At 63.7% G+C, this 24,662-nt stretch carries 24 protein-coding genes (1 of these 24 only partly in view); 18 read left to right on the forward strand and 6 right to left on the reverse strand.

Annotation, left to right across the window (positions count from 1 at the left end; translation table 11 throughout):
* Positions 1-16: 16 nt before the first annotated feature.
* The 4 genes from FJ943_RS06140 to FJ943_RS06155 all read left to right on the forward strand — a co-directional run bounded on the left by FJ943_RS06140 (position 17) and on the right by FJ943_RS06155 (position 1,925).
* On the forward strand, positions 17-769 hold the full coding sequence (locus tag FJ943_RS06140; RefSeq protein ID WP_140616904.1) for a GNAT family N-acetyltransferase: 753 nt from the start codon (positions 17-19) through the stop codon (positions 767-769).
* An 8-nt stretch (positions 770-777) separates the two neighbouring features.
* Positions 778-1,200: an 8-oxo-dGTP diphosphatase MutT gene (gene mutT / locus FJ943_RS06145; RefSeq protein WP_140713091.1), complete on the forward strand. Its 423-nt coding sequence runs from the start codon at positions 778-780 to the stop codon at positions 1,198-1,200.
* A gap of 121 nt (positions 1,201-1,321) precedes the next feature.
* On the forward strand, positions 1,322-1,636 hold the full coding sequence (locus FJ943_RS06150) for a hypothetical protein (RefSeq protein WP_140713093.1): 315 nt from the start codon (positions 1,322-1,324) through the stop codon (positions 1,634-1,636).
* 109 nt (positions 1,637-1,745) lie between these two features.
* Positions 1,746-1,925 (forward strand): Flp family type IVb pilin, encoded by a 180-nt coding sequence (locus FJ943_RS06155; protein WP_140616863.1) that lies wholly within the window; start codon positions 1,746-1,748, stop codon positions 1,923-1,925.
* Positions 1,926-1,945: 20 nt separating this feature from the next.
* Here the strand turns inward: FJ943_RS06155 and FJ943_RS06160 are convergent, their stop codons facing one another.
* Positions 1,946-2,818, reverse strand: coding sequence for a methyltransferase domain-containing protein (locus tag FJ943_RS06160; RefSeq protein ID WP_140720282.1), 873 nt, complete (start codon positions 2,816-2,818; stop codon positions 1,946-1,948).
* 65 nt (positions 2,819-2,883) lie between these two features.
* Between FJ943_RS06160 and FJ943_RS06165 the strand changes: the two genes are divergently transcribed.
* From FJ943_RS06165 to FJ943_RS06180, 4 genes are read left to right on the forward strand one after another with little or no spacing between them, the layout of a single operon-like run.
* Entirely contained in the window at positions 2,884-3,696 is an 813-nt protein-coding gene (locus FJ943_RS06165; protein ID WP_140720283.1) for a ComF family protein, read from the forward strand.
* A 25-nt stretch (positions 3,697-3,721) separates the two neighbouring features.
* Positions 3,722-3,991: a glutaredoxin 3 gene (gene grxC / locus FJ943_RS06170; protein WP_127280365.1), complete on the forward strand. Its 270-nt coding sequence runs from the start codon at positions 3,722-3,724 to the stop codon at positions 3,989-3,991.
* An 11-nt stretch (positions 3,992-4,002) separates the two neighbouring features.
* Positions 4,003-4,881 carry a carbon-nitrogen hydrolase family protein gene (locus FJ943_RS06175; RefSeq protein WP_140616865.1) on the forward strand — a complete coding sequence of 293 codons (879 nt, stop codon included), beginning with the start codon at positions 4,003-4,005 and terminating at the stop codon, positions 4,879-4,881.
* Complete coding sequence (locus tag FJ943_RS06180) at positions 4,878-5,303, forward strand: DUF1178 family protein (RefSeq protein WP_140720285.1); 426 nt, start codon at positions 4,878-4,880, stop codon at positions 5,301-5,303. Before FJ943_RS06175 ends, FJ943_RS06180 begins: the two co-directional genes overlap by 4 nt.
* 4 nt (positions 5,304-5,307) lie before the next feature.
* On the opposite strand, the gene FJ943_RS06185 is transcribed toward FJ943_RS06180, so the two are convergent.
* Complete coding sequence (locus FJ943_RS06185; RefSeq protein WP_015315596.1) at positions 5,308-5,793, reverse strand: MarR family transcriptional regulator; 486 nt, start codon at positions 5,791-5,793, stop codon at positions 5,308-5,310.
* A 100-nt stretch (positions 5,794-5,893) separates the two neighbouring features.
* On the opposite strand from FJ943_RS06185, the gene FJ943_RS06190 reads away from it, so the two are divergent.
* Positions 5,894-6,784 carry a DMT family transporter gene (locus tag FJ943_RS06190; RefSeq protein WP_140720287.1) on the forward strand — a complete coding sequence of 297 codons (891 nt, stop codon included), beginning with the start codon at positions 5,894-5,896 and terminating at the stop codon, positions 6,782-6,784.
* Between the two features lie 75 nt (positions 6,785-6,859).
* On the opposite strand, the gene ubiG is transcribed toward FJ943_RS06190, so the two are convergent.
* Complete coding sequence (gene ubiG / locus FJ943_RS06195) at positions 6,860-7,609, reverse strand: bifunctional 2-polyprenyl-6-hydroxyphenol methylase/3-demethylubiquinol 3-O-methyltransferase UbiG (RefSeq protein ID WP_140720289.1); 750 nt, start codon at positions 7,607-7,609, stop codon at positions 6,860-6,862.
* Between the two features lie 203 nt (positions 7,610-7,812).
* A complete protein-coding gene (locus FJ943_RS06200; protein WP_140720290.1) occupies positions 7,813-9,651 on the reverse strand; it encodes a CHASE3 domain-containing protein in 1,839 nt (612 codons plus the stop codon).
* A 243-nt stretch (positions 9,652-9,894) separates the two neighbouring features.
* Between FJ943_RS06200 and FJ943_RS06205 the strand changes: the two genes are divergently transcribed.
* From FJ943_RS06205 to FJ943_RS06240, 8 genes are all read left to right on the forward strand, one after another.
* Complete coding sequence (locus tag FJ943_RS06205; protein WP_015315600.1) at positions 9,895-11,148, forward strand: aspartate kinase; 1,254 nt, start codon at positions 9,895-9,897, stop codon at positions 11,146-11,148.
* Positions 11,149-11,229: 81 nt separating this feature from the next.
* Positions 11,230-13,500 carry a phosphoenolpyruvate--protein phosphotransferase gene (gene ptsP, locus FJ943_RS06210; RefSeq protein ID WP_140720292.1) on the forward strand — a complete coding sequence of 757 codons (2,271 nt, stop codon included), beginning with the start codon at positions 11,230-11,232 and terminating at the stop codon, positions 13,498-13,500.
* 9 nt (positions 13,501-13,509) lie between these two features.
* Complete coding sequence (prfA, locus tag FJ943_RS06215) at positions 13,510-14,589, forward strand: peptide chain release factor 1 (RefSeq protein ID WP_015315602.1); 1,080 nt, start codon at positions 13,510-13,512, stop codon at positions 14,587-14,589.
* Positions 14,582-15,460, forward strand: coding sequence for a peptide chain release factor N(5)-glutamine methyltransferase (gene prmC / locus FJ943_RS06220; RefSeq protein WP_140720293.1), 879 nt, complete (start codon positions 14,582-14,584; stop codon positions 15,458-15,460). Before prfA ends, prmC begins: the two co-directional genes overlap by 8 nt.
* A gap of 304 nt (positions 15,461-15,764) precedes the next feature.
* Complete coding sequence (locus FJ943_RS06225) at positions 15,765-16,727, forward strand: DUF4167 domain-containing protein (protein WP_140720395.1); 963 nt, start codon at positions 15,765-15,767, stop codon at positions 16,725-16,727.
* A gap of 218 nt (positions 16,728-16,945) precedes the next feature.
* Complete coding sequence (gene clpB, locus FJ943_RS06230) at positions 16,946-19,552, forward strand: ATP-dependent chaperone ClpB (protein WP_140713109.1); 2,607 nt, start codon at positions 16,946-16,948, stop codon at positions 19,550-19,552.
* Between the two features lie 59 nt (positions 19,553-19,611).
* On the forward strand, positions 19,612-19,977 hold the full coding sequence (locus tag FJ943_RS06235) for an MmcQ/YjbR family DNA-binding protein (protein ID WP_140720295.1): 366 nt from the start codon (positions 19,612-19,614) through the stop codon (positions 19,975-19,977).
* Positions 19,978-20,124: 147 nt separating this feature from the next.
* Complete coding sequence (locus FJ943_RS06240; RefSeq protein WP_140720297.1) at positions 20,125-21,609, forward strand: L,D-transpeptidase family protein; 1,485 nt, start codon at positions 20,125-20,127, stop codon at positions 21,607-21,609.
* Between the two features lie 48 nt (positions 21,610-21,657).
* Here FJ943_RS06240 and FJ943_RS06245 read toward each other — a convergent pair whose 3' ends face one another.
* Entirely contained in the window at positions 21,658-22,290 is a 633-nt protein-coding gene (locus FJ943_RS06245) for a TMEM175 family protein (protein WP_140720298.1), read from the reverse strand.
* A 254-nt stretch (positions 22,291-22,544) separates the two neighbouring features.
* On the opposite strand from FJ943_RS06245, the gene FJ943_RS06250 reads away from it, so the two are divergent.
* Positions 22,545-24,110 (forward strand): MFS transporter, encoded by a 1,566-nt coding sequence (locus FJ943_RS06250; protein ID WP_140720300.1) that lies wholly within the window; start codon positions 22,545-22,547, stop codon positions 24,108-24,110.
* Positions 24,111-24,113: 3 nt separating this feature from the next.
* On the opposite strand, the gene FJ943_RS06255 is transcribed toward FJ943_RS06250, so the two are convergent.
* Positions 24,114-24,662, reverse strand: the 3' portion of a protein-coding gene (locus FJ943_RS06255) for a M23 family metallopeptidase (RefSeq protein WP_181174498.1). The gene runs 1,422 nt beyond the window's last position; 549 of the gene's 1,971 nt are visible here — the last part of the coding sequence; its start codon lies beyond the right edge, outside the window; it ends in the stop codon at positions 24,114-24,116.

Here is a 24,662-nt window from a genome sequence, read left to right on the forward strand (position 1 = left end):
GCGTCATCCCGCAAGCATGCTCGCGACCGTGCGCCGCTATGAGGCGGCCGGCTTTCGCGCCTGGCCCGCGGCCGCCGTCCACTATGACGGCACCTGGGTGGTGCGCCTGACCGCCGGTCATCCGGCCAAGCGGCTGAACTCGGTCAATCCGCTCGATCCCGGCGACATCCAGCACATCGCCGACCGCATCGGCCGCGCGAGCCGCCGTTTCGACGCGTACGGCCGGCCGCTGACGTTCCGCATGTCGCCATTGTCGGGTCCCGATCTTGCCAGTCATCTCGACAAGGAGGGCTGGAGTCGGTTCGACGAATCGCTGGTCATGCGGCTGCCGCTGGCCGACGCGCAGCTCGACGCCGCCATGGACCAGATCCCGCTCAAGGACATCAGCCGCTTCATCGGCGCATTGCTCAAGGTCAGCGGCTCGGACGTGTCGCTGCGGCCGGGCCTGTCGGAGATCATCGGCGCTATCCAGCCTGAAGCCGGGCTGTTCGCACTCGAGGATGGGACGGAGCCGCTGGCGACGCTGATCTGCGTGCATGACGGCGATCTGGCCGGCCTGTTCGAGGTCGCTACCGACAAGGCGGCGCGCAACAAGGGCCACGGCCGCAACCTGATCCTGTCGGCGCTGAAATGGGCGAGGCTGCGCGGCGCACGGGAAGCCTGGCTGCAGGTCGAGGCTGGCAACGCGCCGGCGCTGGCGCTCTACCGCGCGCTCGGCTTCGAGGAAGTCTATCGCTACCACTACCGCCGGCCCGCTGTTCATGGGTGAAATCGGGCATGAATGATGTGCAATCCAGCGGCAAGCGCCTGCTTCTGGTCGCCGCTTGCGCGCTGGTCGATGCCGATGGTCGGGTGCTGCTGGCGCAGCGGCCGCAAGGCAAGCAACTCGCAGGCCTGTGGGAGTTTCCCGGCGGCAAGGTCGAGGCCGGCGAGACGCCGGAACAATGCCTTATCCGTGAACTGCAGGAGGAGATCGGTATCGAGACCGATATCCCATGCCTGGCGCCGTTGACCTTCGCCAGCCATTCCTATGACGACTTCCACTTGCTGATGCCGCTTTTTGTCTGCCGCCGCTTCCGCGGCATCGCCCAGCCGAGGGAAGGGCAGACGCTGAAATGGGTGCGGCCCAAACAGATGCGCGACTATCCGATGCCGCCGGCCGATGCGCCATTGATCCCCTTCCTGATCGATCTCCTTTGAGGATTTGATTGGACCACCGTCCATATCAGCCAGCGTTAATGGAAGATTTATCTCATCATGAAAAATTGATGCACGGCCGTTTTTTCGTGCGGCCGCCGTCATTTCGCTGGGGAGCGATAGAATGAGCCTGGACAGGGATTGGGATTCGATCCGGCCCGAGCGCAGCTTTCGTGTCGCTGATGCGGGCATGGGCGTCCTGCGCCTCACGCTGCTGTTCGGATCGGCCGCCGTGGCGCTGGCGTTGATCGCGACCCCTTTCCTCGACAGCCAGGCGCGTTCGCAAACGGCCCGCGACGGTTTCCCCGGCCTGGACATGACGGCTACCGGTTCGATCAGCCATCGCAGCACCTATACGGTACGCCGCAGCGTGCTGCAGGCCGATCCGGGAGGCGTCTGCATTATCCGTTCCGATGGCAAAAGCAGTGGCGACTGCTGACAAGGCCAGGACATTTCCGACGGTCGGCGACTTCACCGCCTGTTAAGCCTTTGCCGTTAACCTTTCTTAACAGGTCCGCGGTAAAGTTTCCGCAACGGGGATCGAGGTCATGAAAACAGTGCTGCTGCGTTTTCTGGAGGACGAAAACGGCGCCACGGTCGTCGAATATGGTCTGATTATCGCCGTGCTGTCGCTGACGATCATCGGCGGTATCGGCCAGGTCTTCAACTCGCTGACCTGGCTGTTCAGCGACAACTCCAGCAGGCTTGCCAACGCCTTTGCGCAATGAGGCTGGTGCCTGCGAACAGGTCAATGCCCATCAGGTCCCTCCAGTATAGTCTTCAGCGAAACCTTGGCTGAACCGGGTTTCAGCGGCTTTTGCTGCGATGCATCGGGCGCCCAGCCGGACATCCAGACCGTCGAGAAGCTTGCCCTGATACGACCGTCGGGGTCGGAAAAGCGTTCGGCGTAGATTTCCGCGGCGCGGGCAAACAGCTGGCGCGTGCCCGGCCGCCGGCTGCGATCGGCCAGGGCGCTGGTTTCGCCCATGGCACGCAGATCCGCCATCAGGGCAAACGGGTTGGCATAGCGCACCGTCACCGTCTCGACGTCGGCGACCGGCAGCGCGAAACCGGCGCGCTGCAGCAACGCACCGGCATCGCGTACGTCGGTGAAGGGGATGACGCGAGGGCTGACGCCGCCGTAGAGCTCTGTCTCGGCGGCAAGCAGGCTTTCGCGCAGTTCCGCAAGCGTGCCGGCGCCTGCGAAAGCGCCGAGAAAAAGTCCGTCCGGCCGCAGCGCGCGACGGATCTGGATCAACATGCCCGGGATGTCGTTCATCGCCTGCAGCGACAAAAGCGATACCACCAGATCAAGACTTTGCGGCTCGAACGGGACGGTCTCCGGCGGCGCAATCAGGCCGGCGGCACCGTTCAGGAAAGCCGCGGCCGTCTCGACACGGGCGAGATCCGCCACCTTGCCGCTCCGCGCAAGGACATCGGCCGCGGCCGATGTCTGGCAAAACAGCACCGCTGCCTTGGCGAACTTTCGCTCGACGGCGCCCAGCCGGTCGGCGAGATCCTCGGCGGCACGGCGCATGAGGAAGTCGGCGCCGTCAACCGGATGGATGAGCGCGCGCCGCTTGTGCGCCAGCCACAGAGAGGTGTCCATTATAGGCTGCAAGGGATTGATCCTTGTATGTCGGCGCCCTGATATGGTTGGTATGGTGGTGCCGAGCAACCAATCACGTGGCCGATCCGATGCCCAAGATCAAGTCCGTCGAGATCGGTAAGCTAGCCGGGTCTGCTGCCCGGTCGGCTCTGGGCTGGCCGGCGCGCATCCTGTTTCCGCCGGTCTGCGCCGGCTGCCGCCGGCAGGTCTCGCAGCCCGGTGTGTTGTGCGGCGGCTGCTGGCCGAAGCTGCGGCTGCTGGAGCGGCCCTGGTGTCCGGTGATGGGCACGCCGTTCACCCATCACATGGGCGATGGTTTTCTGTCGGCGGAGGCGATCGCGGATCCGCCGCCCTTCGAACGGGCACGGGCCGCGGTCGTCTACTCCGGCGTTGCCCGCCAGATGGTGCAAGGGCTGAAATACCAGGACCGCACGGATCTCGCACCCTGGATGGCGCGCTGGATGGTTCGTGTGGGCGCCGAGCTCATCGCCGACGCGGATGTGGTGATACCGGTGCCGCTGCATTGGCGCCGTTTTTTCAGGCGGCGGTTCAATCAATCGGCGGAACTGGCGCGCGCGGTTTGCGAGCTCAGCGGGCTGCCTTTCTCGCCCTCCGCCATGCGGCGCGTGAAACTCACCCGCCAGCAGGTCGGACTGGAGCGGCAGGAGCGCGAGGAAAACGTACGCGCCGCCTTTCGCGTGCCGGCAGAGGCCGAGATCGAGATTGCCGGCCGCAGGGTGCTTCTGATCGACGATGTCTACACCACCGGCGCCACCGTGCGTGCCGCCACCAAGGCGCTGAAAAGGGGAGGTGCGGCCGCCGTCGACGTGCTGACCTTTGCCCGTGTGTTGCCGGGGGACTTCCGGGCGGACGAGTCCGTGACTATATAAGTCGGCAACGGAAGCGGAATTCGTCATGGTCGATGTCACGATCTATACGCGCATGATGTGCGGCTACTGCACGGCGGCCAAGCGGTTGCTGGAGCGCAAAGGCGTCGCCTATACCGAGCACGACGCTTCCTTCTCCCCGGAACTGCGCCAGGAGATGATGTCGCGAGCTCACGGGCGCACGACCTTTCCGCAGATTTTCATAGGTGACACACATGTCGGTGGCTGCGACGACCTCCATGATCTGGAGGCAGAAGGCCGACTGGACAAACTGCTCGCCAACGGCTCGTCGATTTGAGGGGTATGACAATGGGTGTTTTCAAGACGGCGGGTGTTTTCAAGGCGGCGGCAGTGCAGATGCGTTCAGGCGAGAGCCCCGAGCGCAATGCGGCCGATATGGAGCGGCTGGTGCGCGAGGCCGCGGGCCAGGGCGCGACCTATATCCAGACGCCGGAGATGACCGGTGCACTGATCCGCGACAAGGAAGCGCGTGCCGCCTCCTTCACCTCGCAGGACAAGGACATCGTTGTCGCAACCGCGCGGAAGCTCGCCAGTGAGCTTGGCATCTTCCTGCACGTTGGCTCGACCGCCATACTGCGCGCCGACGGCAAGCTCGCCAACCGCGCGCTCCTGTTCGGACCCGATGGCGCGACGCTCGCCACCTACGACAAGATCCACATGTTCGACGTCGACCTCGATAACGGCGAAAGCTGGCGCGAATCCGCCGCCTATGAGCCGGGGACCGAAGCCGTCGTTATTCCGATCAACGATGCGAAACTAGGCTTTGCCGTCTGCTACGACCTGCGTTTTCCGCAATTGTTCCGTGCCGAAGCGATGGCCGGCGCCGAGGTGCTGACCGTGCCCGCGGCCTTCACCCGCCAGACCGGCGAAGCGCATTGGCATGTGCTGCTCAGGGCACGCGCCATTGAGAACGGCGCCTATGTCGTCGCCGCCGCGCAAGGCGGCCTGCACGAGGACGGCCGCGAGACCTATGGGCATTCGCTGATCGTCGATCCGTGGGGCCGCATCATCGCCGAAGCCGCGCATGACGAGCCAGCGGTGATTGTCGCGGAGATCGACCCGGCGCAGTCGCTTGCCGCGCGCAAGAAGATCCCCAATCTCAGGAATGCGCGGGATTTCACCATCAATACCGGCGAGGGGCCGCGTCTCAGGGGCGCCGCATCTTGATCCGCTTTTCCCTGATCTGCGAAAACGAGCATGAGTTCGAGGGTTGGTTTCGCAGCAATGACGATTTCGACACGCAGAAGAAGCGCGGTTTTGTCGATTGCCCCAGCTGCGGCTCGCACAAGGTCGAGAAGGCGCTGATGGCCCCGGCCGTTTCCACGGCCCGCAAGCAGGAAACCATAGCGCTTGCCATGGGCGAGGCGCAGAAGCAGGCGCTGGCGCAGCTGAAGGCGATGGCCGAGAAGGTGCGCGAAAACGCCGACTATGTCGGCGACAAGTTCGCCGAGGAAGCGCGCAAGATCCATTTCGGCGAAGCCGATGCGCGCGGCATCTATGGCGAGGCGACGCTGGAAGAGGCCAAGAGCCTGGCCGAGGATGGCGTCGAGTTCATGCCGATCCCGGTGTTTCCGGATGACCGGAACTGAGCGATCAGCTCACGCTGCCGATCAATTTTTCCAGCAGGTGCGAAAGCGTTTCCCGTTCGGTCTGTGTCAGACCGGATAGGATCTGATGCTCGTTCGCCACATGGGCTGCAACGGCCTCGTCGATCAAGGCGAGCCCCTTTTCGGTCAGCCGCACGACGATGCCGCGCCGATCGTTGGGGTGCGGTGCACGCAGGATCAATCCGGCCTTTTCCAACCGGTCGAGCCGGTTGGTCATGGCGCCTGATGTCACCATCGTCGCTTCATAGAGAGCGGTCGGCGTCAGCGCGTAAGGCGAGCCGGAGCGGCGCAGCGTCGCCAATACATCGAACTCTCCCGCCTGCAGTCCGAAACGGGCGAACAGCGGGGCGAGGCGATCGCGTGCTATCAGCGAGGAGACCTCATTCAGACGCCCGATCACGGCCATCGGCGATACATCCAGGTCCGGCCGTTCCCGCTGCCATTGCTCGATGGCTTTCCCAGCGCGGTCCATCTATCTCACCATAGTGTATCTTGACGTTAAGAATCTTTCCATTATCTTATCTCAATATTCAACGCCGGCCAAGAGGCTGTGCCACCCATAGGGTTCCATCATGAAATATCTCTGGGATTCGGCGCTCGGCCTGCTGGTTGTCACCGGCGGCCTGCTGGGCCTGACGCTGCCCTTCGGCAAGCTCGCCACGGCGGCCGGCGTGCCAGCCATGGTCTGGGCCTTTGTCATCTCGCTCGGCGCTGGCGGCGTGCTTTTGGGCGTGCTCCTGGCGCGTGGTCAGCGCATCCGGCTCACCCCGCACAAACTGCGCTATTTCTTCGTCACCGCGGCAGTGTCCTATGCCGTCCCCAATCTCCTGATGTTTTCGGCCATTCCGCATCTGGGCGCCGGCTACACCGGCATCATGTTCACGCTGTCGCCGGTGATCACATTGGTGTTTTCGATCCTGCTCGGCGTCCGGCGCCCCAACATGCTGGGCGTATCAGGCATCGCCGTCGGCTTCGTCGGCGCCGTCATGGTGGCGGTGACGCGCGGCGAGGCTGGCCAGCCGGCCGATCTGTTCTGGGTGGTGACGGGGCTGCTGATCCCGGTCAGCCTTGCCGCCGGCAACATCTACCGCACCATCGACTGGCCGGAAGGAACCGGTCCCATCGAACTCGCGGTCGGCAGCCATCTGGCGTCCGCGGCGATGCTGCTCGTCGGCATCCTGACCTTGCTCGGAGGCAAGGCCTTCGTCCAGCTTGGCGCCGTGCCGCTCATCGTCGTGGCGCAGATGGCCTCGGCATCGGCGATGTTTGCTTTCTTCTTCCGGCTGCAGGCGGTTGGCGGTCCGGTCTATCTCAGCCAGATCGGCTATGTCGCGGCAGCGGTCGGGCTGTTTGCCGGCACGATCTTCCTTGGTGAACACTATCAACTGCTGACCTGGGTCGGCGCCGTCATCATCACCGCGGGCGTGTTCATCACCACCAAGGCGCAGAGCCAGAAAGCCTGAGCGCTTCGAGGCTCACGTCGCACTGCCGTCAGCGTCACCGCCGGGCTCCGGCCTAGGCTGGCCGAGGATTGGCTGTCAGACCGATTCCTTTTCCGCCAGCACCATGTAGTTGACGTCCATGTCCTTCGACCGCGCCCAGCGGTCGGCAAGCGGATTGTAGGTGACGCCGGTGCGGTCGATGATGGTCAGGCCGGCGCCGCGCAGCGCCTTTTCCAGCTCTTCCGGGCGCACCAGCTTGCCGAATTGGTGGGTGCCGCGCGGCAGCCAGCGCAACACATATTCGGCGCCGATGATGGCGAGGCCGAGCGCCTTGAGCGTGCGGTTGATAGTGGCCACGAACATGATGCCGCCGGGTCTGACCATCTCGCCGCATTTGGCGACGAACAGGTCGATATCGGCGACATGTTCGACCACTTCCATGTTGAGGATGACATCGAATTTTTCGCCGGCGTCGGCGAGATCTTCCGCCGTCGTGGCACGATAGTCGACGCTGACGTTGCCCTCGGCGGCATGCAGTTTCGCCACTTCGATGTTTGTTTCGGACGCGTCCGCTCCGACCACCTCGGCACCGAGCCGCGCCATCGGCTCGCACAAAAGGCCACCACCGCAGCCGATGTCGAGGATGCGCAGGCCCTCGAACGGCCGCGCCGCCCGTGGATCGCGGCCGAAGCGCGCCGCGATCTGGTCGCGGATATAGGAAAGCCGGACCGGATTGAATTTGTGCAGCGGACGAAACTTGCCGTTCGGGTTCCACCATTCGGCGGCAAGGGCGGAAAAGCGTTCCACCTCTCCGGCATCGATCGTCGATCGTCGGGGCTCAGGCATCGGTTGGTCTCCTCGGACGCTACAGCGCCGCGCGTCCTTCGGACGCGCAAAGGACGCTGTAGCACTTTGATTCTGCGCATGATCCCTTTCCGAAATCGAAGTCGATTTCGGGGTCATGCGCTAGGAAGTCGGGCGTGAGGCATCGAATGTCAAGGCAACATTTTCCTCTGCTGACAAAGCGGCTGGGCGATCAAAGGCCCGGCTTATTTCGTGTCCAGAACATCACGCAGCTTGGCCGCCAGCTGCTCGATGGTGAACGGCTTGGCCAGGAAGTGCACGTCATGATCGAGCATGCCGTTGTGGACCACGGCATTCCTGGTGAAGCCGGTGGTGAAGACCACTTTCAGCTCGGGCTGGCGCGCGAGCGCTTCCTCGGCGAGCTTGCGGCCGTTCATCACCGGCATGACGATGTCGGTGAAAAGCAGGGCGATGCCTGGTGTCGCGGCGAGCTTCTGAAGGGCCTCCAGTCCGCTTCCCGCATGGATGACGATGTAGCCGAGTTCGCGCATGACATCCGTCGTGGAGGCCCGCACGCGGGGGTCATCCTCGACGACGAGGATCGTCTCGGTGACCTTGGCGGCGCTCTTATCGCGCCCGACGGGCGCTGCCGGCTCCTCGGCTCCGAAAAACCGGGGCAGGTAGATCTTGATCGTCGTGCCTTCGCCGGGCTCGGAGTAGATCTTGACGTGGCCGCCCGATTGTTTGACGAAGCCGAACACTTGGCTCAGCCCAAGTCCCGTGCCCTTGTTGACCGGCTTGGTCGTGAAGAAGGGTTCGAAGGCCCTGGCGATGGTCTCGGGCGACATGCCCGCGCCGGTGTCGGTTACCGCGATCATCACATATTGGCCAGGCGTGACTTCGGCGTGCGTCGATGCATAGCCGTCGTCGAGGTGGCTGTTGACAGTCTCAATGGTCAGCTTGCCTTCATTGTCCATGGCGTCGCGGGAATTGACGGCCAGATTGAGGATCGCGTTCTCGATCTGGCTGGGATCGGCGTGGGTTTTCCACAGGCCGCCCGCTAATACTGTCTCGATGCGGATGCCTTCACCCAAGGTGCGGCGCAGAAGATCGGACATGCCGGTCAACAGCCCGTTGATGTCGACAACCTGCGGCGCCAGAGGCTGCAGGCGGGAGAAGGCAAGCAGGCGGGAGGTCAGGTTGGCGGCACGGCTGGCCGCGTCGGTCGCGGCCTCGACGAGTTTTTCGATGTCATGCTCGCCCCGCTTCAGCTTGCGCTGGGCAAGGTTCATGGCGCTGAGGATCACCGCCAGCATGTTGTTGAAGTCGTGGGCGATGCCGCCTGTCAGCTGTCCGACAGCCTCCATCTTTTGCATCTGGCGTATCTGGGATTCGGCCTTTTCACGCGTCTGGATCTCGTTGCCGAGTTCGATGTTCTTGCGCATCAGCTCTTGCTGGGCGACGACCACCTCGTGGAAGCGGCGACGGGATTGACGTATGGTGTAGGCGGCAAGCAGGAAAATCGCCAGCAACGCGGCCAGTGAGCCGATCCGCAGCCAGGCCTCGACCCGGTCGGTACGCTCGTCGCGCGCGGCCACCGCGGCGGCGCCGATGCGTCGGATTATGTCCATGCTGGCCCGCATCTCGTCCATGGCGGCCTTGCCCTGGCCACTGCGGACCAGTTGCAGGGCCTTTGCCGCATCGCCTCGCTCGTAAAGAGCTATGGTTTCGGCCAGGTCGGCCTGCTGTTGCGAAAGCGCGTCCTTGATGTGGCCGATCTGCTGGGCGATCTGATCGTCGGGAGCGGTCGCGCTGTCGACCCGCGCCAATTGTCCCGGAATTGCCTCGACGGCCTTCCGGTAAGGCTCCAGATACGATTTTTCACCGGTCAGCAGGTAGCCGCGCTGACCACTCTGGGCCTCCTGCGCCAATGAAAGCAGCCCGGAAAGCTGCTCCTGGTACTCGATTGTCTCACGTGCGGCGGCACGATTGGCCCTTTGGCTCTCGACGAGCACCGCACGGGTGCCGACGATCAGTGCCAGCACCGCAAAGCCCGCGACAAGCGGGAGCGATTGCAATCGCATGGCGCGCCGAAGCCGAGCAATCATCTGTTATGCCGAACCAAAAGCAATTTCCCGCGGGCAGCATTTGGTAAGCGGCGCCGGGCCGGAAGGCAATATGTCGTGCTGTTATGCAATCCGCCGTCAGCCTTGCGAAACCTTCCTCATTTGGCTATGGAGGCCGCGCATTCAGTGGCCGGCGGCAGCCGGGCGCTGTTCTTCCATTTTCGGCCGCGGGCCGGCTCCAGTCAAAGGCATTTCGCTTCCATGGCGCGTATCGTGATGAAATTCGGCGGGACCTCCGTCGCCGACATCGCTCGCATCCGCAACGTGGCACGTCACGTCAAACGCGAGGTCGACGCCGGTCACGAGGTGGCTGTGGTAGTTTCGGCGATGGCCGGCAAGACCAACGAGCTGGTCGGCTGGACCCGCGAGGCCTCACCGATGCACGATGCACGCGAATATGACGCGGTCGTCGCTTCCGGCGAACAGGTCACGGCTGGCCTTCTCGCCATCACCTTGCAGAACATGGGCGTGCATGCGCGCTCCTGGCAGGGCTGGCAGATTCCGATCAAGACCGACAACGCGCATGGCGCGGCGCGCATCCTCGACATCGACGGCGCCTTCCTGGTCAAGCGCTTCGGCGAAGGCCAGGTGGCTGTCATCGCCGGTTTCCAGGGCATCGGGCCGGACAACCGCATCGCGACACTCGGACGTGGCGGCTCCGATACCAGCGCCGTGGCGATCGCCGCCGCGGTCAAGGCCGACCGCTGCGACATCTACACCGACGTCGATGGGGTCTACACCACCGACCCGCGCATCGAGCCCAAAGCGCGGCGGCTGGCCAAGATATCGTTCGAGGAAATGCTTGAAATGGCCTCGCTCGGCGCCAAGGTTCTGCAGGTGCGTTCGGTCGAGCTTGCCATGGTGCACAGGGTGCGTACCTTCGTGCGGTCGTCCTTCGACGATCCCGATGCGCCTGGAATGGGGGATTTGCTCAATCCTCCGGGAACGCTTATTTGCGACGAGGAAGAGATCGTGGAACAGCAGGTCGTCACCGGAATTGCCTATGCCAAGGACGAGGCCCAGATTTCGCTGCGCCGCGTCGGCGACCGGCCGGGCGTTGCCGCCGGCATTTTCGGACCGCTGGCCGAGGCCAACATCAATGTCGACATGATCGTCCAGAACATTTCCGAGGACGGCAAGCTGACCGACATGACCTTCACCGTGCCGTCGGGCGATGTCGACAAGGCGCTGGCCGTGCTCGACCGGCTGAAAGCCGAGATCGGCTACGATGTCGTGCAGTCGGAAGCTGGCATGTCGAAGGTTTCGGTCATCGGCATCGGCATGCGGAGCCATGCCGGCGTCGCCGCCACCGCCTTCAAGGCGCTGGCCGACAAGGCGATCAACATCCGCGCCATCACCACCTCCGAGATCAAGATTTCGATACTGATCGACGGTCCCTATACGGAACTTGCGGTTCGCACTTTGCATTCCGTCTACGGTCTGGATAAGCAGTAGCAGGACTGAATCAGCTGTTGCGCACTTGCCGGGCGCGGCGGAAACTGCCCCGGCAAGAAGTCTATTGGAGAAGAAGCCGCGATGCGTGACACGGCCGTTGGCCCGCGCGTTTTGCTGAAACGGCTCCGCGAGCTCATGCAGGAGCCGCTGGAGCCGCAGGAGCGGCTCGACCGGATTGTGCGCGACATCGCCTCCAACATGGTCGCGGAAGTCTGCTCGCTCTACGTGCTGCGCGCCGATTCGGTGCTGGAGCTCTACGCCACCGAAGGTCTGAACCCGAACGCCGTCCACCTGGCGCAGCTGCGGCTAGGGCAAGGCCTGGTCGGCACCATTGCCGCGAGTGCCAGGCCGCTCAACCTGTCCAACGCGCAAGAACACCCGGCCTTCGCCTACCTGCCGGAGACCGGGGAGGAGATCTACAATTCCTTCCTCGGCGTGCCGGTGCTCAGGGCAGGGCGCACGCTGGGCGTCCTGGTCGTCCAGAACAAGACCATGCGCCACTACCGCGACGACGAGGTCGAGGCGCTGGAAACCACGGCCATGGTCATCGCAGAGATGATCGCCACCGGCGATCTGGCGCGGCTGACCCGGCCAGGACTCGAACTCGACCTGCGCCGGCCTGTCAGCTTCACCGGCCTGTCCTTCAACGATGGCGTCGGGCTCGGTCACGTCGTGCTGCACGAGCCGCGTATCGTCGTCACCAATTTGTTCAACGAGGACAGCGAGGAAGAGGTCCGGCGGCTCGAAGCCTCGCTTGGTTCTCTGCGGCTTTCCATCGACGACATGCTGGAGCGCCGCGATGTCGCCTTCGAGGGCGAGCATCGCCAGGTGCTGGAAGCCTACCGCATGTTCGCCAACGACCGGGGCTGGGTACGCCGCCTGGAAGAGGCGATCCGTAACGGCCTGACGGCCGAGGCGGCGGTCGAAAAAGTTCAGAGCGACATGCGCGCCCGCATGCTGCACATGACCGATCCTTATCTGCGCGAGCGGATGAGCGATTTCGACGATCTTGCCAACCGGCTGTTGCGCCAGCTGATGGGACGTGGACCCGAGGATGTCGCGGCCTCGCTGCCCAAGGACGCCATCATCGTCGCCCGCTCGATGGGCGCTGCCGAACTGCTCGACTATCCTCGCGACAAGCTGCGCGGGCTGGTGCTGGAGGATGGCGCGGCGACCAGCCATGTCGTCATCGTCGCGCGCGCCATGGGCATTCCCGTCGCCGGACAGATGAAGGGCGCCGTTTCCACGGCGGAAAACGGCGATGCCATCATCGTCGACGGCGAGGAAGGCGCGATCCATCTGCGGCCGCAATCCGATCTTGAAGCCGCCTATGCCGAGAAGGTGCGGTTCCGGGCGCGACGGCAGGAGGTCTACCGCGAACTGCGCAAGAAGCCGTCGACGACCCGGGACGGGGTCCAGGTCGACCTGCTGATGAATGCCGGGCTTGCCGTCGACCTGCCGCAACTTGCCGAAGCGGGCGCCGCCGGCATTGGCCTGTTCCGCACGGAACTGCAGTTCATGGTCGCGTCGACCTTTCCGCGCGCCGAAGCCCAGGAAAAACTCTACCGCGACGTGCTCGAGGCAGCGCGCGGCAAGCCGGTCACCTTCCGCACCATCGACATTGGTGGCGACAAGGTGCTGCCTTATTTCAAGGGCGCGATCCAGGAAGAGAATCCGGCGCTCGGCTGGCGGGCGATCCGCCTGACGCTAGACCGGCCGGGTTTGCTGCGCACCCAGATCCGCGCCTTGCTCAAGGCCAGCGGCGGGCGTGAGCTCAAGCTGATGCTGCCGATGGTAACCGAGCTCGGCGAAATCGCCCAGGCGCGCGAAATCATCGACCGCGAGGTGCGGCATCTCTCACGCTTCGCGCATCATCTGCCGACCAGTCTCAAGCTGGGCGCCATGCTGGAAGTGCCGTCGCTTCTGTTCCAGCTCGACGAACTGATGAAGGCGGTCGACTTCGTCTCGGTCGGATCGAACGACCTGTTCCAGTTCGTCATGGCGGTCGACCGCGGCAACACGCAACTGGCCAACCGCTTCGATACGTTGTCGGCGCCGTTCCTGCGCGTGCTCAAGCAGATCGCCGACGCCGGCGCCCGCAATCACACGCCCGTCACCCTGTGCGGTGAACTCGCCGGCAAGCCGATCTCGGCGATGGCGCTGATCGGCCTCGGTTTTCGCTCGATCTCGATGTCGCCGGCCTCGATCGGTCCGGTCAAGGCCATGCTGACGGAGCTGCCGCTGGAGGAGCTGAAGGCTTTCTTCGACGACAATCTGATGGCGCCGGCGCAAGGGCTGCCGATGCGGGCATTGCTGCAGGCCTTCGCCGACGACCGCTCGATCCCGTTGTAGCACCTCATCATGGTCAATTTGCCCCGCGATCGTATGGATCAAGTCGTCAAGCGTTTCGAGATGCTCGAAGCGCAGATGTCGGCCGGGCCGGCGCCGGATGCCTATGTGAGGATGGCATCGGAATATGCCGAGTTGCAGGAGATGGTGGCCAAGGTCAGGGAATTGCGCTCTGCCGAGCACGAGCAGGCCGACCTTGAAGCGATGCTCGCCGACAAGGGCACCGACGCTGAGATGCGAGCGCTTGCCGAAGCAGATCTGCCCGGCGTCGAGGAGCGCATCGAGACGCTGCAGAAGGACATCCAGATCCTGCTCCTGCCCAGGGATGCCGCCGACGACAAGAACGCCATTCTCGAAATCCGCGCCGGCACGGGCGGCGATGAGGCGGCACTCTTCGCCGGCGATCTGTTTCGCATGTATGAGCGCTATGCCGCCGAACGCGGCTGGCGGTTCGAAACGGTATCGGCCAGCGACGGCGATGCCGGCGGCTTCAAGGAAATCATCGCCACGATCTCCGGTAAAGGTGTGTTCGCCCATCTGAAATTCGAATCCGGGGTGCATCGCGTCCAGCGCGTGCCGGCCACCGAGGCCAGCGGGCGCATCCACACGTCAGCCGCCACAGTCGCCGTGCTGCCGGAAGCCGAAGAGGTCGACATCGATATCAGGGCCGAGGACATCCGCATCGACACGATGCGTGCCTCCGGCTCCGGCGGCCAGCACGTCAACACCACCGATTCCGCGGTCCGCATCACCCATCTGCCGACCGGCATCATGGTGGTGCAGGCGGAGAAGTCGCAGCACCAGAACCGGGCCAAGGCCATGCAGATCCTGCGCGCCCGGCTCTATGACATGGAGCGCAGCAAGGCGGATGAGGAGCGTTCCGAGTCGCGCAAGTCGCAGGTCGGTTCCGGCGACCGCTCCGAGCGTATCCGCACCTACAATTTTCCGCAGGGCCGGGTCACTGATCATCGCATCAACCTGACGCTCTACAAACTCGACCGGGTGATGATGGGTGAACTCGACGAAATCGTCGACGCGCTGATCGCCGATCATCAGTCGAAGCTGCTGGCCGATATCGGCATCGATGGCTGACCATCCGCCCGCGGCGCTGGGGTCGCTGCTGCGGGAAGCGCGGACCCGGCTTGCCGCAGCCGGCATCGATGATCCCGCGCTCGATGCGAGGCTGATCGTCGAGCACTATTCCGGCACGACGCGCACCCAGGCGATCGCCGACCCGGAGTGCAAGATCGACGGGAACGCCATCGCCGCGATCGACGGCGCCTTGAGACGGCGAGCCCGTGGCGAGCCGGTGCATCGCATCCTCGGCTATCGCGAGTTCTACGGTTTGCGCTTGTCGCTGTCGCCGGAGACGCTGGAGCCGCGACCGGACACCGAAACGCTGGTCGAGGCGGTGCTGCCCTTCGTCAAGGCAATAGCCACGCGGGAGGGCACATGCCGCATCCTCGATCTCGGCACCGGAACGGGCGCGATCGCCCTGGCGCTGCTAAGCGTCGTGCCGGCCGCGACCGCCACCGGTGTCGACATCTCCGCCGGCGCTCTGGCCACGGCGGCCCGCAATGCCGGGCAATTCGGCCTCGGCGGTCGGTTCACGGCGGTTCAGTCGGACTGGTTTAAAAAAGTTTCCGGCCGGTACCATGTAATTGCCGCAAACCCTCCCTATATACCAACACAAGAGATTGGAAATCTGCAGGACGAAGTCCGCGATTTCGACCCGCGCCTTGCCCTTGATGGCGGTGTGGATGGGCTGAACCCCTACAGGATCATCGCCGCCGAGGCGGCAAGGTTTCTGGAAGCCGAAGGCAGGATTGCGGTCGAGATCGGCCACACGCAAAGTAACGAAGTCAACGATATATTTCGCGCAGCCGGTTACGCGGCTGGCGAGGTTTTTAGCGATCTCGGCGGAAACGACAGGGTTCTTGTTTTTCAACGAGCAACGTCTTGACGCAGTGCAAAAAAAGCGCTTGGCAATACCGGGGAATGCGGCTAGGGTCGCCTAACCGGATGAGACGAAGCAGGCAGTGCTCTTAGCGATTCGGTTTTTCCTTGGAAATAGCTGCCTTCTTGCGCAAACGACGCCCAAGCTTCGTGCGGGAATCGTCCGGCAAGTGATGTAACCGGAAACAGGATGACACGTGGCGCCAACGCAATCGATGCGGGCGAACGCCGGTGAAGAAACGAAACGGCTGGCTGCATGAGCGCCTCCGTTCGTGAAGAGTTTTTCAAAATTTCAAGATGAAGAGAGTCGAATGAGGCCACAACAGCAGAACAGGCGCATGCGCGGTCGCAACAACAATGGCGGCGGCGGTGGCAATAACAATAACAACAACAATAACAACAACCGCAAGGGGCCGAATCCGCTTACGCGCAATTACGAGAGCAACGGCCCGGACGTGAAAATCCGTGGATCGGCTCAGCAGATTGCCGAAAAATACGCCACGCTTGCCCGTGACTCGCACAGCTCCGGCGACAGGGTGATGGCGGAGAACTACCTCCAGCACGCTGAACACTACAATCGCATCATTGCCGCCGCGCAGGCGCAGATGCCGATCCAGAACGTCCAGCAGGCACGCGACGAGTTCGACGAGGACGGCGATGACGATCGCGACGAGTTCGACAATGCCGGCAGTGGGGCGGGCAATAGCAGCGGCAATGCAGGTTCCGATCCACAGCTTCCCGTAATCAACCATGGCGCAGGTCCGCAGCCGGTGATCGAGGGCATGCCTGCGGAGGTTGCGCTGAACCGGGAAAACGGTCGCGACAATCGCGACAACAGCGGGCGCGACAATAACGGTCGCAACAATGGCGGCCGCGACAACGGTGGCGGGCGCCATCGCGATCGCCGCCCCAATGGCGGCTACGGCCAGCGCGACCACGCTTCACCCGAACAGGGCGGACAGCAACAGCGCAACGAGGCCCCGGGGCAGACGGAAGTCCAGGCAGAGGCCGCTCCGCCCCCCGAGACGGTCGCGGCGGCCGAGCCGGCTCCACGGTTCGAGAATTTTTCACCGGCAGGTCTGGCCGCCCAGGCCGAACTCAATGAGGCGGCCGCCGAAAGCGGTGCTGCCCGCCGTCCACGGCGTCCGCGCCGTCCGCGCACCAATGCCAATCAGGTCGAGAGCGGAAGCGAAAATGGGGATGCGGCCGAGACAGCGGCGGCTCCGGTCGACAGCGGCGGTGCCGAACCCGTGGTTTCCGACATCGACAACTGAGCGAACGGCATTCAAGGCCCTGAGCGGCGGAGAGAAATCTCCGCCGTTTTCGTTTGGGCTGACGTGGAATATTATGCGCCTGCCATATTGCGACATCTTGAGGGGCAAGGGTCCATGCACCATATCTGGCCTGAACAGGATCCGGCTCGAATGGGCGGGTCCGTCACCGCAATCTGATCCGGTGCCGCAAAGCGGGCCGGTGATGGAAGGAGACAAATATGAACCTTGAGAAATACTCAGAGCGCGTGCGCGGCTTTATCCAGTCCGCGCAGACCATGGCGCTCTCGCGCAACCACCAGCAATTCACCCCCGAACACATTCTGAAAGTCCTCGTCGACGATGACGAAGGCTTGGCCGCGTCGTTGATCGAGCGCGCCGGCGGTAATGTCCGCGATGTCAAGCTCGGCGTCGAGACGGCGCTCGAGGCGATGCCCAAGGTGGAGGGCGGCAATGGCCAGCTTTATCTGGCGCAGCCGCTGGCCAAGGTGTTCTCGACCGCCGAAGAACTGGCCAAGAAGGCCGGTGACAGCTTTGTCACCGTCGAGCGGCTGCTGCAGGCGCTTGCCATGGAGAAATCGGCCAAGACCGCCGAGATCCTGGCCAAGGCCGGTGTCACCGCGCAGGCGCTGAACCAGGTTATCAACGACGTCCGCAAGGGCCGTACCGCCGATTCGGCGAGTGCCGAACAGGGCTATGACGCGCTGAAGAAATACGCACGCGACCTCACCGCGGACGCACGCGCGGGCAAGCTCGACCCCGTGATTGGCCGCGACGACGAGATTCGACGCACCATCCAGGTGCTGTCGCGCCGCACCAAGAACAACCCGGTGCTGATCGGCGAGCCGGGCGTCGGCAAGACGGCGATCGCCGAAGGGCTGGCGCTGCGCATCGTCAATGGCGACGTGCCGGAATCGCTTAAGGACAAGCAGTTGATGGCGCTCGACATGGGCGCGCTGATTGCCGGTGCCAAATATCGCGGCGAATTCGAGGAGCGGCTGAAGGCTGTGCTTTCGGAAGTCACTTCGGCCAGTGGCAACATCATCCTGTTCATTGATGAGATGCACACGCTGGTCGGCGCCGGCAAGGCCGATGGCGCCATGGACGCGTCGAATCTCCTGAAGCCGGCGCTGGCGCGCGGCGAACTGCACTGCGTCGGCGCCACCACGCTGGATGAATACAGGAAGCATGTCGAGAAGGATCCCGCCCTTGCCCGCCGTTTCCAGCCCGTCTTCGTCGACGAGCCGACAGTGGAGGACACGGTCTCGATCCTGCGCGGCCTGAAGGAGAAATACGAGCAGCACCACAAGGTGCGTATCTCCGATTCGGCACTGGTGGCGGCGGCGACATTGTCCAACCGCTACATCGCCGACCGCTTCCTGCCGGACAAGGCGATCGACCTCGTCGACGAAGCCGCCTCGCGGCTCAGGATGCAGGTCGATTCCAAGCCCGAAGCGCTGGACGAGATCGACCGCCGCATCATGCAGCTCAAGATTGAACGCGAAGCGTTGAAGGTCGAGACGGACGATGCCTCGAAAGACCGGCTCGCCCGCCTGGAAAAGGAACTTGTCGGCCTGGAAGAGGAATCGACAGAGATCACCGCGAAGTGGCAGGCCGAAAAGCAGAAGCTCGGGCTAGCGGCCGACTTGAAGAAGCAGCTCGACGAAGCGCGCAACGACCTTGCCATTGCCCAGCGCAAGGGTGAGTTCCAGCGCGCCGGCGAGCTTGCCTATGGCAAGATCCCGGAACTGGAAAAGAAGCTGAAGGAGGCCGAAGCCCAGGACGGCAAGGCCGGCATGGTCGAGGAAGTGGTCACGCCCGACCACGTCGCCCATATCGTGTCGCGCTGGACCGGCATTCCGGTCGACAAGATGCTGCAGGGCGAGCGTGACAAGCTGCTGCGCATGGAAGACGAGATCGGCAAGCGTGTCGTCGGCCAGGGCGAAGCGGTGCAGGCCGTTTCCAAGGCGGTGCGGCGTGCCCGTGCGGGCCTTCAGGATCCGAACCGGCCGATCGGCTCGTTCATGTTCCTCGGGCCTACCGGCGTCGGCAAGACGGAACTGACCAAGGCTTTGGCCAATTTCCTGTTCGACGATGAGACGGCGCTGGCGCGCATCGATATGTCCGAATACATGGAGAAGCACTCCGTCGCCCGGCTGATCGGCGCGCCTCCCGGCTATGTCGGCTATGAGGAAGGCGGTGCGCTGACCGAAGCGGTGCGGCGCCGGCCCTATCAGGTCGTGCTGTTCGACGAGATCGAAAAGGCGCATCCGGATGTCTTCAACGTGCTGTTGCAGGTGCTCGATGACGGCCGGCTCACCGACGGGCAGGGCCGCACCGTCGACTTCCGCAACACACTGATCATCATGACGTCTAATTTGGGCGCCGAATATCTCGTCAATCTCGGCGAGGATCAGGATGTCGATGCCGTACGAGACGAAGTGATGGGCGTGGTCAGGGCATCGTTCCGGCCGGAGTTCCTCAATCGCGTCGACGAGGTGATCCTGTTCCACCGGCTGCGCCGCAAGGACATGGACCGTATCGTTGAGATCCAGCTCAAGCGGCTCGAGAGCCTGCTGACCGATCGCAAGATCACGCTGTCGCTGGATCCCGAGGCGATCGAGTGGCTGGCGGCCAAGGGTTACGACCCCGCTTATGGTGCCCGGCCGCTGAAGCGGGTGATGCAGAAGGAGCTGCAGGATCCATTGGCGGAAAAGATCTTGCTCGGCGAGATCCTGGACGGCTCGACGGTCAAGGTCACGGCCGGTTCCGACCGGCTGAATTTCCGCTCCAAGCCGGCGATCGTCGCGGCCGAGGTCGCGGCCTGATTTCAGACGCCGCGCGTCCACCGGACGCGCGGCGTTTTCATGCAATTGGCGGGGGATTGATGACGCTGGACGAATACAACGGCTTCTGCGCTTCGCTGCCTGCAACGAATCACGTGGTGCAATGGGGCGGCGCCCATGTCTGGAAGGTCGGGACCAAGGTGTTTGCGATCGGTGGCTGGGATCAGGGTCGGCAGCTCTTCGTCACCTTCAAATGCTCCGACATCGCCTATGACGTGCTCAAGGAGCAGCCCGGCCTGCGCCCCGCGCCCTATCTTGCCTCCCGCGGCATGAAGTGGATCCAGCGTCAGACAAGCCAGAGCATGGATGATGGTGCGCTGGAGGACTATCTGCGCGAGAGCCACCGCCTTGTTGCCCTTAAGCTGACGAAGCAGGCGCGCAAGGAATTGGGGCTTGGCGCAAGCTAGCCAATATTCCCCGAGGCGCCGGAAAACCGCCATCTTCATGCCCGGTTCATGTTGGAACCATATGGTGGGTAACTGGTTTGCTGGCGAAGGGTTCGCCGAACTGAACAATGCCGGCGGCGGCACATACGGACCGGAGAGTTTCGCACGATGCTGCGCACTATCTTCACTCTTTCGGCATTTGCCGCGGGACTGGTGTTTTCCAATGCGTTCGCCGCGCCGACGCATGACGGTGCCGCCCAGCCTGTCCGTGCGTCCGGGAGCGGCGGCATTCTGCTTGCGCAGGACGGCAATCTCGACATTTATTACGATGCCAGGGGCAATCGCGTCATCGTCGATTCGGATACCGGCAAGGTGATCGCCATCCAGCCGCCGCAGACACGGCTCGACCGGCGGGCGCTGCGCCGCGAGAGCCGGATGCGTGAACTTGGCCGCGCACCCGCCGACGATGACCGCTACTATCTCGACGATCCCCAGGACATGGCCCGCTTCCGCCGCAGACAGTTGGAAGAGGAAGGCCGGGTCATTCCACCGCCCGCCGACGAATACGATCCTGACGGAAGTGGTTCAGTCGATGCTTATCCGCCGGCACCGCGGGACGACGGCAGTTACGACAACAATTATCCCGACGCGCCGCAGCCGGGTACAATCAAGCGCCAACCGCTGAACGAGGCGTCGATAGACCCCGTCCGGCCGGCAGACCCGACGGACCAGGCAGCGCCCTCGGACCAGCCGGCATTGCCGCCAAAGGCCGGCGGCAAGACGTCGGTCGATCCGTCGCTTTCGCTGGGCGCACGCCAGGATGTCGCGGCACTGCAGGTGCTGCTCGACCGGGGCGGGGCTTCGCCTGGCGTCATCGACGGGCGCTTCGGTTCGAATGTCGACAAGGCGCTGGCGGCCTACAATCAGATCAACGGCAGCAGCCTCAAATCGACCGATTCGGTCGGCATCCAGGCCGCATTGTCGCAGTCCGGTGGCGACGCGTTCGCCAACTACACCATCACCGCGGAGGATGCGGCCGGCCCCTATGTCGCGTCGATCCCGGAAGACTACAGCCAGAAGGCGCAACTCGACCGCATGGGCTTCACCTCCGTCACCGAGGCGCTGGCCGAGCGCTTCCACATGGACGAGAACTATCTCAAGGGGCTCAATCCGGACGCCAACTTCAATCGTCCGGGCACGATCATCAAGGTCGCGAATTTCGGCAAACTGGTTTCTACCCCCGTCACCCGCATCGTCGCCGACAAGGGCAAGAAGGAAGTCTTTGCCTATGACGGGTCGGGCAAGCTGGTCGCGGCCTACCCCGCCACCATCGGCTCGTCGGACACGCCGTCCCCGACCGGCATCCATGCCGTGTCGCGTGTCGCGCTCGATCCGAATTACACCTACAACCCCAACATCAACTTCAAGCAGGGCGAGAACAACAAGATCCTGACCATTCCGCCTGGGCCGAATGGCCCGGTCGGATCGGTGTGGATCGCCCTGGACAAGCCGACTTACGGCATCCACGGCACGCCGGAGCCCTCGAAGATAGGCAAGACCGAGAGCCATGGCTGCGTGCGCCTGACCAATTGGGACGCGCGTGAATTGGCCAAGCTGGTCTCGCCGGGCGTGCCGGTGGAGTTCGTCGAGTAGGGTATGTCAGTGTTCAGGCGATGCCGGCCTGACCTGAATCTCAACATCTCAACCAATGATCCTGCGCACCCACGTCACATTCGGCGTTGCCGCGTAGATCAACTGCACCACCAGAATGAAGCCGACGCTCGCCAACGGGGTGATCAGGCAAAATGCGGCGCCGACGGCCCACAGGACCTGCGCCTTGACGATGCGCAGGTAGACTGTGCGTTTCGTTTCCGCGTCGACGTCCTCCGCGACAAGGCCGCTTTTCTCCGCATACCGCCAGCTGACGAACAGCGTGATGCCGAGCATCAAGAGGTTGAGCCAGTAAACCAGCACCGCGGTCCTGAACTCCAGAAAATCGGCCAGAAGGTCGGTCGAGAACGGCAAGAGCGCGATGAAGGCGAGAAAGCAGAGGTTCAGCGTGGCCAGCCGTCTGTCGGATCTGGCGATCAGACCATGCTGGGCCTGCTGGCCGAACCAAAAGATGGTCAGGGTCAGAAAGCTCAAGGCGTAAGTGAGGAAGCGTGGCGCGAGTGCCGCGATTGCGGCGAGCAGATCATGTTCGGAGTGGATCACGTCATGCGCCGGCACCCTGATCTCGAGCACGATCAGGGTGAGCGCGATGGCGAACACGCCATCGGTGATACCGACAATACGGCCGCGCCCCTCAACCGATGCTTCGAGCGGACGCTTCATCGATTTCTCCTGCCCGCGGGTTCTGGAAAACCTAAAGCGCGTCTCGTCGAAACGGATTCCTGCGACGCGCTTTAAATCTTGCCTGATGCATGTCGTTGTCGCAAAAGCCGAGGTCACTTCTGCGCGACATGCATTAGCATGACTGCCGCGGTTTGCATCGGGGCAGATGCGATCCCTGGCAATATGGCCGGTTTCAAGGACAACAAGCCGCTGGCCGGTTGTTGCCGCCGCGCCGACGGTCTAATGAGCGTGACATGCATGCGCCCGATCAAGCCGCCGCCGTTCCGCTGACCGCTCCGGTCGCGAATGGCACGTTCTGCCCGCAATCGCAGCGGCGTTATGTGTTGATCGCGGCAATCCTGGCCTCGGCGCTCGGCTTCATCGACGGATCGATCCTGGCGATAGCCATGCCGGCGATCCGCGTCGACCTCGGCGCCAGCCTTGCCGAGGCGCAGTGGATTTCCAATGCCTATGCGCTGACACTCTCGGCGCTGATCCTTGCCGGCGGTGCCGCAGGCGATCGGTTCGGGCTGCGCCATGCTTTCGTGGCCGGCATTGCGCTGTTCGTCGTGACCTCGCTTGCCTGCGCGCTGGCGCCGAACGCTGTCGTGCTGATCGCATTTCGCGCGCTCCAGGGCATCGGCGCCGCGATCATGGTGCCGGGCAGTCTCGCGATTATCGCCAAGGCCTATCCGAAGAAGGAACGCGGCAGGGCGATCGGCATCTGGGCGGCGGCCTCGGCGCTGACCACCGCTCTCGGCCCCGTGCTCGGTGGCCTGGTGCTGTCGGCCTTCGGCGGCGGCATCTGGCGGGCGATCTTTGCCGTCAATCTGCCGCTCGGCCTGGTCTCGATCTATCTGCTGCTCGCCAAAATTCCGGCCGATGCGCCGACGGAGAAACGCAGTCTTGACCTTGCCGGCGGGGCGCTTGCGACTCTGGCCTTCGGCGCGCTTGCCTATGGGCTGACTTCAATGAGCGCCAGCGGCGGGAGCCACATGGCCGGTCCAAGCATTGCCGCCGGCGCCGTGCTGCTTGTCGTCTTCATCCTCTTCGAGCGGCGGCAGCGCGAGCCGATGATAGATCTCAGCCTGTTTCGCATCGGTGCTTTCGCCGGCGCCAACGTCGCGACGTTCTTTCTCTATTTCGCACTGTCAGCCAATCTTTTTTATCTGCCGATGCTGCTGATCGCAGGCTGGGGACTGAGCACCGCCGAGGTCGGCTTCATCTTCCTGCCGCTGTCGGCGGCGATCGCGCTTCTGTCGGGGCCCGTCGGCAAGCTGTCGGACCGGATCGGGCCCCGTTTTCCCATTGCCTGCGGCAGCCTGATCGTGGCGGTTGCCTTCGCCGGGCTGGCCTTGCTCGCCTATGCCGGCTTTCACCATTTCTGGACCGGCATCTTCCCCTTGATGGCGCTGATGGGGCTTGGCATGGCGTTGGTCGTATCGCCATTGTCCACCGCCATCATGACGGCGGTGGAAGACAAGGACACCGGCGCGGCTTCCGGCATCAACAACGCCGTCTCACGCATCGGCGGTTTGATCGCGGTGGCAGCGATGGGGTCGCTCGCTGCCTGGATTTACGCCAATGGCCTGGAGGTAAATGCCGCGCCCGGCGTGCCTGGCTTCGGCGAACCGCCACCGGCAGGACTTTCGCCGGCACTCGATGCGGCGAGGATCGCCGCCAGCGACGCAGCCTTTTCCGCCATCTCCTTGGTGACGGCGCTGCTATGCCTGCTTTCCGCTGTCATTGCCTGGACGACGATTTCGGGCGAAGCGCTGCCGTGGTCGCGGCGCGCCGAACCTCGGCAGGACAAAGGCTGAGTCTCAGCCTTCGATCTTGGCGCTGGCGACCTTCAGCGAATTGCCATCTTCCTGTTTCAGCAGATCGTCGATGCGCTCGCGCTCGCGCTTGAAGGCGACGAGATCGTCGCCTTTCAGCACCTTGCCGACCGGTAGACGGACGCGCATCGGATCGACTTTGGTGCCATTGACGATCAACTCGTAGTGCAGGTGCGGGCCTGTGGCGAGGCCGGTCTGGCCGAGATAGCCGATAGTCTGTCCCTGGCGCACATGCATGCCCGGCTCCATACCTTTGGCAAAGGCACTCTGGTGATTGTACGAGGTCTCGTAGCCATTGGCATGGCGAATGATGATCTGCTTGCCATAGCCGCCGGCCCAGCCGACCTTCTCGATGACGCCATTGCCGGCGGCGATGATCGGCGTGCCGATCGGGGCTGCCCAGTCGACGCCTGTGTGCATGCGGACATAGCCGAGGATCGGATGCTTGCGGGCGCCGAAGCCGGAGCGGAACTTTCCGGCGGGCAGCGGATTGCGCAGCAGGAACTGCTGGGCGCTCGAGCCGTCTTCGTCGAA

The sequence above is a fragment of the Mesorhizobium sp. B2-3-10 genome (assembly GCF_006442275.1).
GTDB classification, from domain to species: domain Bacteria; phylum Pseudomonadota; class Alphaproteobacteria; order Rhizobiales; family Rhizobiaceae; genus Mesorhizobium; species Mesorhizobium australicum.

Coding starts and splice junctions, on each gene's coding strand:
- FJ943_RS06140 (WP_140616904.1), top strand. CDS start 17: ATGCTCGCGACCGTGCGCCGCTATGAGGCGGCCGGCTTTCGCGCCTGG.
- FJ943_RS06150 (WP_140713093.1), top strand. CDS start 1,322: ATGAGCCTGGACAGGGATTGGGATTCGATCCGGCCCGAGCGCAGCTTT.
- FJ943_RS06190 (WP_140720287.1), top strand. CDS start 5,894: ATGAAATATCTCTGGGATTCGGCGCTCGGCCTGCTGGTTGTCACCGGC.
- FJ943_RS06235 (WP_140720295.1), top strand. CDS start 19,612: ATGACGCTGGACGAATACAACGGCTTCTGCGCTTCGCTGCCTGCAACG.
- FJ943_RS06225 (WP_140720395.1), top strand. CDS start 15,765: ATGAGGCCACAACAGCAGAACAGGCGCATGCGCGGTCGCAACAACAAT.
- FJ943_RS06155 (WP_140616863.1), top strand. CDS start 1,746: ATGAAAACAGTGCTGCTGCGTTTTCTGGAGGACGAAAACGGCGCCACG.
- clpB (WP_140713109.1), top strand. CDS start 16,946: ATGAACCTTGAGAAATACTCAGAGCGCGTGCGCGGCTTTATCCAGTCC.
- FJ943_RS06245 (WP_140720298.1), bottom strand. CDS start 22,290: ATGAAGCGTCCGCTCGAAGCATCGGTTGAGGGGCGCGGCCGTATTGTC.
- FJ943_RS06200 (WP_140720290.1), bottom strand. CDS start 9,651: ATGCGATTGCAATCGCTCCCGCTTGTCGCGGGCTTTGCGGTGCTGGCA.
- FJ943_RS06175 (WP_140616865.1), top strand. CDS start 4,003: ATGGGTGTTTTCAAGACGGCGGGTGTTTTCAAGGCGGCGGCAGTGCAG.
- FJ943_RS06185 (WP_015315596.1), bottom strand. CDS start 5,793: ATGGACCGCGCTGGGAAAGCCATCGAGCAATGGCAGCGGGAACGGCCG.
- ptsP (WP_140720292.1), top strand. CDS start 11,230: ATGCGTGACACGGCCGTTGGCCCGCGCGTTTTGCTGAAACGGCTCCGC.
- mutT (WP_140713091.1), top strand. CDS start 778: ATGAATGATGTGCAATCCAGCGGCAAGCGCCTGCTTCTGGTCGCCGCT.
- ubiG (WP_140720289.1), bottom strand. CDS start 7,609: ATGCCTGAGCCCCGACGATCGACGATCGATGCCGGAGAGGTGGAACGC.
- FJ943_RS06250 (WP_140720300.1), top strand. CDS start 22,545: ATGCATGCGCCCGATCAAGCCGCCGCCGTTCCGCTGACCGCTCCGGTC.
- prmC (WP_140720293.1), top strand. CDS start 14,582: ATGGCTGACCATCCGCCCGCGGCGCTGGGGTCGCTGCTGCGGGAAGCG.
- prfA (WP_015315602.1), top strand. CDS start 13,510: ATGGTCAATTTGCCCCGCGATCGTATGGATCAAGTCGTCAAGCGTTTC.
- FJ943_RS06240 (WP_140720297.1), top strand. CDS start 20,125: ATGCTGCGCACTATCTTCACTCTTTCGGCATTTGCCGCGGGACTGGTG.
- grxC (WP_127280365.1), top strand. CDS start 3,722: ATGGTCGATGTCACGATCTATACGCGCATGATGTGCGGCTACTGCACG.
- FJ943_RS06205 (WP_015315600.1), top strand. CDS start 9,895: ATGGCGCGTATCGTGATGAAATTCGGCGGGACCTCCGTCGCCGACATC.